Genomic DNA, 8,971 nt, shown 5'->3' with positions numbered 1-8,971 from the left:
CTATCAGCACGATTGATACAGAGATAGTTAGCAAAGGGGATTTTTGACCTCTTTGACCCCTCCCTTCCCATCTTCCCCTACCTAGGTATAGTAAGAGGAGGAGCTGGGAGTAGAATAGTTATCCCCCCTCCTCTAACGGCTATCCAGCGGAGATAAGGAAGGGCAGAGGGAGGAGCAGAAGCGAATAGTCAAATCATACAAGTCTAAAGCAAAGAGGCTGTGAAGCATACTTAGTCATAGACGTATACTATAGACTAAGAGGTAAATAAGTTAGGAAATAACAGCTCGGAGGAGCTAGCGTATCGGGGGACAAACAAGAGCAATGAAGGGATGCAGGGACGGGGCGAAAGGATGGTTTAACGGGAAAAGGGTACCTTTGCGGGCAATAAAGACATCATAAGAAGCGTTTTAATCGCAATAACACAATAATTATATATGAGATCCATTTTATTTGTACTCCTTGCCCTCGTTGCCCTCAGTGGCTGTCGCAAGGAGATACCTACCCCTACCCCCACACCGACCCCTACTCCTCAGCCTGGAGTACCTACGGTGAGCCTCGCTGAGATAGAGACCTACTATGCCCTAGACAAGACGGCAGATATCATCGCTGCCGAGACCAAGATTACCGCTACTACCGAGGAGAAGACCGTCGGAGGCAAGCGGATCCAGATCCTACAGACGAAGATCACAAATAGCAACTCCAGTCAAGGCTCCTTCACCCTTGAGGTAACGAACGGCAAAGTCGATGGCAAGGCCTTCACGGGAAGCTATCAGTTCTCGGGATTCAAGCAGGTGCAGCGTCCTGATGACGCCACCCTCGGGCGCAGGATGCAGGTCGCATGGCGTGTTGCCCCCGAGGTCTACCTACGAGGGATCGAGCTAGAGGCTCTCTACCTAGATGGGAAGGCCGACTGGTTCACCGCTGAGGCTCTTACCCCATACGTACGCTTCTACTCCTCCAGTGCCTCTGGGGAGCAGTACGAGCTCACAGCCGAGGAGATCAAGAGCCTTCAGCTCAAGGAGGTGAAGTACAGCACCAAGGCCTCTGGAGCAGGAGAGCTCTCCTTCAAGACCGTCTATAAGGGTACGAGCAGTGACGCTGCACGCAGCCTAGAGGTGAACATCAACGACTACTACGCCCAGCGTCTCCCCCTCAACAAGGACTTCCCTCCCACACGCTACATGCGAGGGATCTATGAGTACCTTGACCTCTATATCTCCTCCCTCATCACCTACGATACGGGACGATATGCAGCTCTCCTCAAGAGCGATAGTAAGCAGGAGCAGAGCAGTGCCAACACGCTCTCCTTCACGATCGAGCTCCACCGTCAGGGCACAGATGCCGACCGTGTGATCGCAACGATTCCCTTCACCGTCTCGGGCTTCAAGCCCCTCACGAACCTAGAGAAGGACCTCTACATCAGCCACGACAGCGAGTTCATCGAGACGATGAGTACGAAGCTAAAGGGATGGAACAAGAAGGAGGATCTCTCTGCCCACCTCAATCGTGGGCTAGAGAACTGGATCACGAAGACTCAATGGGTATTCAGGTATCCACGTAATCCGCAGAACCTCGTGTGGGGGCAGAAGCAGCTCGCTGGTGGCTCGCAGCTCCTCCTCTCGGGAGTCAGTGGCGATGATAAGGGGCGAGACATCTACCTCCTAGCTCCTAGACTTCGAGTGACTGAGGCACGACTTGAGGGGACTACCCTCAAGGCTACGATGGAGCTCCTCGGCGTCAATGAAGTCGCCTTCGACAAGCCTCTGCGCTTCCCATTCTCCGTCCTAAGCCTAAAACTGAACTAGGCAAGTCAAGGGGTGAACTCTAACGAGAGTTCACCCCTTTTTAGGCCTAGAGGATATTAGGATCACTTGTCCATACGTTGTAAAAGTAAGACTAAGGCAGGAGACAGATACACAGCCCCTGCAGCCTGCCCCATTCATGTTCATCAACACATACTTTATTTGAGCTATGAAGAGAAATATCCTATCCCTAGGGCTTGCCGTGCTCTGTGCAGTGGCGACCCTCACCTCGTGTCTAGGGAATGACAACCCTAAACCCAATCCCCTCACCCCCGAGCAGATACGCATACGGCATATCGCTAGCTGCGTGTATCGCTTCAAAATAAGCAACCCCGCAGAACGCTACTACTGGGAGCGCAAGACCACAAATGGGCAGACACAGCACGTACAAATAGGCCTGCTCCTCAACGAGACCAAGCTCTACTCCGTCATCAAGCTTGACGACCCCAGCAAGCTCCCTGCCGTAGACGAGTCCAAGGGTATCTACGCCACAGGCAAGCTGATGGATGATACCAAGAAGATCATCCACAGAGGTAGTAGACCCACCGAGAAGAAGGAGGACCTGGATGCCCTAGACAAGAAGCTCTACTGGGTAGTCTCCAAGCACACAGCCCAGCTAGATGAGAAGACATTCGTCTACCGAGTACCCTATTATTTCACCCGAGGAAATGAGGAGCGAGGGCTAACGGATGCTATCTGTGTACAGCTGACCAAGCCAGAGCACATAGAGCTCCTGAAGTGGTACTCCTCCCGCCTGCTACTCGATATAGTAGCCCAGAGCCCGACAGACCCACTGATGTACGTCCTCTCAGCGAAGTATAGTGGCCTAAGCCCCCTACTGATAGCAGACATCCTATATCAGGATACGGAGATATTCAAGGACGCCTACCCCTTCTTCTACAGCACGGGATGGTCGATATACAGCCCTAAGGCTCGCCCCTAAGGAAGTGCCTAGACTCAAAGACATATCCCCCACCACCGAGATCGGTAGTGGGGGATATTTGCTTCGTCTAGGAGCATATCCATTGGGTAGGTAGACCGCATACCTAGGGCAGGGCTGGGATATTATATGTATTTTTGTCACTTCATTGATACAGATAGTTGATGCAACAAATAGATATAATCAAGGCACCCGTAGCAGACCATGTGGAGGACTTCCACAGCCAGTTCAACGAGATACTGGCGACAAAGTCCGAATGGCTCCAAGACGCTATCGATCGTCTGAATGCCTCCACAGGGAAGAAGGTACGCCCGATCCTCGTAGCTCTGATGGCTGGAATGATCGCAGGTGGCGATCCCCCCAAGTCAAGTATCGAGGCAGCCGTCCTACTGGAGCTAATCCACACCGCCACCCTCATCCATGATGACGTGATCGATGAGGCCTCCACCCGCCGAGGCCAACCTACGCTCAACGTCCTCTACGACAATCGTGTGGCTGTGCTCATGGGGGACTTCGTCCTCTCCTCGGCACTCATCGGGGCTATCTCTCTAGGTGACCTCGAGGTCATTCAGATCATCTCCGGTATCGGCAGAGAGCTGACGGAGGGAGAGATCCGACAGTTTGAGAGTGCAGATAGTCTACGCCTGAGCGAGGAGAACTACTACGACATCATCCGTCAGAAGACCGCAGTGCTCTTCGCCAGCTGTGCGCGTATCGCAGGGATCATGACCGGAGCTAGCACACAGGACAAGGAGCGTCTGACACAGATCGGGGAATACCTCGGGATGGCCTTCCAGATACGAGACGATATCTTTGACTACTACAGCAACGATGTAGGCAAGCCCACCGGCAACGACCTCAGAGAGGGCAAGATCACCCTTCCCCTCCTCCATACCCTCCTAGAGACCGAGGGAACAGCCGAGGGAGACCATTGCCTAGAGCTCCTCAGGGAGCGTCCCATCACCGAGGCCGCAGTAGCCCACCTCACCCACTATGCTATCGAGCATGGAGGCATCACCTATGCAGAGACTCGACTAGCCGACTATATCCACCGAGCTAAGGAGCTCCTCTACAGCTATCCCGAGAGCATCTACCGCTCGTCCCTAATCGCCCTATCCGACTACATCGGTTCGCGTACTCACTGATTCATCCCCCTACTATACCACCCTATGGAACGCAAGCCCACCACAGATCGCTCGATCACCTTCGCCGTCACAGCCTCCCTTTGGCTTCTCTTGATCCTCTTACAGACACTCGTGACCCCACTAGTGAGTCAGGGGATAGAGAGCGTCTTTGCACGGCCTAGCCTCTACTACTCCACGTGGCTGACCGACCTGTACCTCATACTGCTCTTCTACCTCAACTACTATAGCTTCGCCCCCCACTTGATGCGGCGACGCCTTTTCCGTTCTTACCTATGGTTGCTAGCTGTCTCGGCTCTCATTGGGCTCCTGATCCCCATCCTCTGCTATAGTCTCTGGGAGCTCGAGATGCCAGGCTTCGCCCCTAATACAATCCCCCTCTCTTCACTCGGTGTCATCGGCTCTGTGGCTGTCATCATGATCGGCCTAGCCACGCGAGGACTACTAGAGTGGGATGCCCTAGGGATAGAAAACAAAGCTCTCAAGCAAGAGCTAGAGACCCTGAGACAGGAAGTAAAGGAGCTCCAGCAGACACAGCAGACGCAAGACACACCCCGACCCTCCCTACCCCAAGAGACACTACCAGAACAACCCCATGAGGACCAAATATAAGCCACCTCGTCTACGTAACCTCAAGCCCGACAAGCGCAAGGGCAGGAAGAAGCGCTACATCCTGATCCCCCTACTGCTCGTCATACTCCTCAGCCTAGGCATATTGCTCAAGGTGCGATGGGGAGCATGGTTCGGCAATGCCCCCGAGGCTCCCTACAACACCCCAGAGGAGATCTCCCGCATCACCCTCACTCCAGGGAGTGACTTCACCTCTGAGCGCACACTCTCCTGGCGAAGTGGTGAGCACCTAGAGGCCTCCGCAGTCTACATACAGGAGATCACAGCAGGTGGCGACACCTTGCCTGAGCAGCGTATCCCCGCCCTAGGGCGCCTCGTCAAGAGTCGCTCAGGCAAGGGGTGCTTCTACCACGTCAGCCTAGATAGCCTACACCTAGGGGCTCGCTACCTCTACCAGCTACAGAGTGGGGAGCGACGCTCGCCTATCTATTCCTTTACGATGCCTAGCAAGCGGGACTGTGACACGACTCGCTTCGTCTACCTCGGAGATGTACAGGACCCAGCGGGTCAGATGAGCAGCACCTTCTTCCGAGAGATTAAGGCACGACTAGCCGACTCCATTCAGTTCTTTGCCCTAGCAGGCGACCAGATCGAAGGGCCGACAGACCAGTATTGGCAGAGCTGGTATCAGGCACAGCAGGGACTCAACACACGCATCCCGGTCATCGCCGCACCAGGTAATCATGAGTACCTCAAGCGTGGCTTCGCTCGTGAGCTTGACGTACGTTGGATACCGCAGACCAATTACCCGCTCAATGGACCCAAGGACTTCCTGCAGCGTAGCTATTATATTGACTTCCCCCTCATGCGCCTCATCGTCCTCGACACGACGGACATCATGTGGCTGGGGGCGATCAATAGCCACAAGAGCTGGCTACGTCATGCACTCTCCAGCTCCAGACAGCCCTGGCAGGTGGTACTCTTCCACCACGCTGTGGACTGTGTACGTGAGGGGCGCAAGAACTTCATCATGCACCACGTCTTCAAAGATGAGCTCCTCGACCACGGGGCAGACCTCGTCCTACAAGGGCACGACCACGGCTACGCACGCTCTACGACACGAGGCGAGCGTGGGGATACTATTGCCCCAGCCTTCGTGATTAGCTCTGCCTCCCCAAAGGTCTATCGCAATGGCTTCTCCGCCGTACACGACCGCCTCGGATCAGGGCTACAGCTCTATCAGGACATCACCGTGACCAAGTCACAGATCCACTATACCTCCTACCGCTTCCAGCCCGACTCAGTCAGTAGGGATAGTCTCCTAGACCGCTCCAAGCTCCTCTATGACGAGTTCACCCTAAGCCGAGGCAGGGATGGAGTCGTGCATGTAGACGACAAGGCACGGTCACTGCCCGAGCTCTTCCTCTACGAAAACTTCTCCACAGACCCCAAGGGACAGAAGCGAGCTGCGCAGTATGCCAAGGAGGTGAAGGAGCGCCGAGAGCGTAGGAAGAAGGAATAGCACAAAGCCTCCTACCTCTTTCCTAGCCCTCCTTCTCTAAGGGAAGGGTACCCATAAAGAATGCATCCAGGTACTTACCTCCCAACCTAAACATACCTCCCGACCTAAAAAGACTTACCCCCGCCCTACTCCTAGGAGTAAGGCGGGGGTAAATGCTTATAGTGAGATTGGGCTTAGCCGAGGTGGTCGAAGTTACGACGACGTAGCTGGAAGTCCTTACCAAGGTACTTCTCACGTACGATCTCATTCTCGGCAAGCTGCTCTGCTGTCCCCTCGAAGAGTACCTTCCCCTCGAAGAGCAGATAGGCACGATCCGTGATACTCAGCGTCTCATAGACATTGTGGTCGGTGATGAGGATGCCGATATTCTTCTGTCGTAGCTGGGCTACAATGGTCTGAATATCCTGCACCGCTATCGGGTCCACACCTGCGAAGGGTTCGTCAAGCATGATGAACTTCGGGTCAATAGCTAGGCATCGGGCTATCTCGGCACGACGACGCTCACCTCCGGAGAGGCGGTTACCCTGATTCTGACGTACCTTCTCTAGGTGAAACTCTGAGATGAGCTCCTCGAGACGCGCCTGCTGCTCCTCCTTCGTCCTATCCGTCAGCTCCAGTACCGAGAGTATGTTATCCTCTACACTCATCTTACGATAGATAGAGGCCTCCTGGGCTAGGTAGCCGATACCTGCACGAGCACGCTTGTAGACTGGGTACTTAGTGATATCCTCATCGTCTAGGAAGATGCGCCCCTCATTAGGCACTACCAGTCCCACCGTCATATAGAAGGTGGTGGTCTTGCCTGCCCCGTTAGGCCCTAGGAGCCCTACGATCTCACCCTGTCCCACTTGGATGGAGACATGATTGACGACCGTGCGGGTGCGGTAACGCTTGACGAGGTTGTCAGTACGAAGGATCATTGTCCTGAGAGGGGATATAGAGGGATCTTACTTCTTCTCCTGACGAGCGAGGCGACCTTCAGCAAAGGCTTCGATGGCAGCAGCACTCATACCCATGGAGCTGAAGCCTCCGTCGTTGAAGAGGTTCTGCATCGTGATCTTACGAGTGAGGTCACTGAAGAGGGTGATGCAGTAGTCTGCGCAGTCGTTGGCGTCGGCGTTGCCGAGTGGGGAGAGATCCTCTGCGAAGTCTAGTAGATCAGACATACCCTTGACCCCGCTACCTGCCGTGGTGACTGTGGGGGACTGGGATACGGTGTTGATACGGACACCCTTGTCACGACCATAGATATAGCCGAAGCTACGGGCGATGGACTCAAGCAGGCTCTTGGCATCAGCCATATCGCTATAGCCGACGAAGGTACGCTGAGCAGCGATATAGGTCAGTGCGACGACAGAGCCACCCTCTGCGATAGCATCGAGCTTCTTAGCCACCTGAAGCATCTTGTGGAAAGATACTGCCGAGATGTCGAAGGTCGTCTGGAGCATCTTGTAGTCAAGGTCATCATAGCTACGTCCCTTACGTACGTTGGGGCTCATACCGATGGAGTGTAGGACGAAGTCTACCTTCCCGAAGCTCTTCATAGCCTCCTGGAAGACGACCTCGAGCTCTTCCTCCTTAGTTGCATCTGCAGGGACGACCTTTGCCCCGAGCTTCTGCCCTAGTTCGTTCAGCTGTCCCATACGTACAGCCACAGCGGTATTGGTGAGGATGATTTCGGCGCCTTCTTCGACAGCGCGTTCTGCTACACGCCAGGCAATAGACTGCTCATTGAGGGCTCCGAAGATGATCCCTTTCTTTCCTGCTAAGAGATTATAGCTCATAAGGCAAATTATTCTTTTAGTTAAGTGAGTGAAACTTTCAGCACAAAGATACAGCTTTTGTGCAAGTAGCCCTGCACTCATGGGCTAAAGGAGTATAAAAACAAGGGGGAGGGCGATGGATAGGGGGATGAAGGGGGGATAACTAGGCGTACATCTGCTCACACAGACGAGGGACGCCCCATGATGACACAGGGTGCTGATCTAGCGAGGCCTGCTTAGCCTCCATGGTATATAGTCCCCATCCCCTAAGGGGGGAGAGGGGGCGATGAGGTGTCTTAGGTCTTCGTGCACGCCTTAGACAGGGCAATAGGCTGGGGAGATGAGAGACATCGGTAGCACGGTGGCTAAAGACACCCTACCACATCGTGGCAGTGCGCTCTAACCGAACCATGCACCTCTGACATGTCTACGCATACGAGCCTCCACGTTGAGCTACATGAGTAGCACCATGGGTGGCAAAGGACTAAGGAGGAAGGGGTGGCTTTGGATAGGTTGGAGGAACATGAAGAAAAACCCCTTCTGTGAGCCTCCTTGTCCTACCCTTGGTGTAGAGCTCATGCCCTACTTATCACAAGCGAGTACACCCGAGGGACACCGAGGTGCCTCAGGCGCAGCCGAGAGATCATGATTACGGGATGTTATCGGGGTCTCTCCTCGAGGAAGCTACTTAGACCACCCACTCTCATGAGTGGGGTGGTGTATGCACGACATGATGTCATCATCTGGAAGCCAAACGCGCCCTTGGGTCTGTGGCGGAAAGACGTCCTTCTGCTGTACATCTGTGCGTCAGAAGGTGCACTTCATCGAGGAGACGGTCAGTAGCTACACGCTACTCTGTCTCATGGATAGTCTTCCCAATCTTATTCCCGAGATTGCTTTACTTGGATCTTAGGAGCAGGTCTCCTGGCTTATCATCCTAGTCTCTCCTCTCTCATACACCTTCCCAGGACAGCTGTCCCAGTGGTGGAGCTTCGTTGGCTCTGGTTGGATGAGGAGCCCATCCTATGACCGCACGTAGCGACCGAGATGGGGGATGACTTACAGTAGCGGGTACTGCGCCGGACTCACACCGGCTTCCCTTGCTGGCTCTCCTTCCTAATAGTCAGGATGCGCTTCATCCTATTTATAAAAGAGCCATACTCGTAAGACAGGACAAAGGTACAATAAAAAATCAAAAAAACATAAAGGACTCCCGTCTCTCATCAGTACC

The 8,971-nt window shown here is 54.2% G+C and carries 7 protein-coding genes and 1 riboswitch; of the genes, 5 read left to right on the top strand and 2 right to left on the bottom strand.

What is annotated here, in order from left to right; all coding sequences use genetic code 11:
* Positions 1–435: 435 nt before the first annotated feature.
* The 5 genes from QZ554_RS07405 to QZ554_RS07385 all read left to right on the top strand — a co-directional run bounded on the left by QZ554_RS07405 (position 436) and on the right by QZ554_RS07385 (position 5,977).
* Positions 436–1,806, top strand: coding sequence for a hypothetical protein (locus tag QZ554_RS07405; RefSeq protein ID WP_297195494.1), 1,371 nt, complete (start codon positions 436–438; stop codon positions 1,804–1,806).
* A 166-nt stretch (positions 1,807–1,972) separates the two neighbouring features.
* Positions 1,973–2,746, top strand: coding sequence for a hypothetical protein (locus tag QZ554_RS07400; protein ID WP_297195492.1), 774 nt, complete (start codon positions 1,973–1,975; stop codon positions 2,744–2,746).
* Positions 2,747–2,907: 161 nt separating this feature from the next.
* Positions 2,908–3,888, top strand: coding sequence for a polyprenyl synthetase family protein (locus tag QZ554_RS07395; RefSeq protein WP_297195490.1), 981 nt, complete (start codon positions 2,908–2,910; stop codon positions 3,886–3,888).
* A 24-nt stretch (positions 3,889–3,912) separates the two neighbouring features.
* Positions 3,913–4,497, top strand: coding sequence for a hypothetical protein (locus QZ554_RS07390; RefSeq protein ID WP_297195488.1), 585 nt, complete (start codon positions 3,913–3,915; stop codon positions 4,495–4,497).
* Positions 4,481–5,977 carry a metallophosphoesterase family protein gene (locus QZ554_RS07385; RefSeq protein WP_297195487.1) on the top strand — a complete coding sequence of 499 codons (1,497 nt, stop codon included), beginning with the start codon at positions 4,481–4,483 and terminating at the stop codon, positions 5,975–5,977. Before QZ554_RS07390 ends, QZ554_RS07385 begins: the two co-directional genes overlap by 17 nt.
* A gap of 173 nt (positions 5,978–6,150) precedes the next feature.
* On the opposite strand, the gene lptB is transcribed toward QZ554_RS07385, so the two are convergent.
* Positions 6,151–6,897 (bottom strand): LPS export ABC transporter ATP-binding protein, encoded by a 747-nt coding sequence (lptB, locus tag QZ554_RS07380; RefSeq protein WP_297195485.1) that lies wholly within the window; start codon positions 6,895–6,897, stop codon positions 6,151–6,153.
* 27 nt (positions 6,898–6,924) lie between these two features.
* Positions 6,925–7,761 carry an SDR family oxidoreductase gene (locus tag QZ554_RS07375; RefSeq protein WP_297195483.1) on the bottom strand — a complete coding sequence of 279 codons (837 nt, stop codon included), beginning with the start codon at positions 7,759–7,761 and terminating at the stop codon, positions 6,925–6,927.
* A gap of 875 nt (positions 7,762–8,636) precedes the next feature.
* A riboswitch (cobalamin riboswitch) is annotated at positions 8,637–8,893 on the bottom strand.
* Positions 8,894–8,971: the final 78 nt, after the last annotated feature.

The sequence above is a fragment of the uncultured Porphyromonas sp. genome, assembly GCF_915070105.1.
In the GTDB taxonomy this organism is placed as follows: Bacteria; Bacteroidota; Bacteroidia; order Bacteroidales; family Porphyromonadaceae; genus Porphyromonas.
This window is presented reverse-complemented; position numbering and strand designations above follow the sequence as displayed.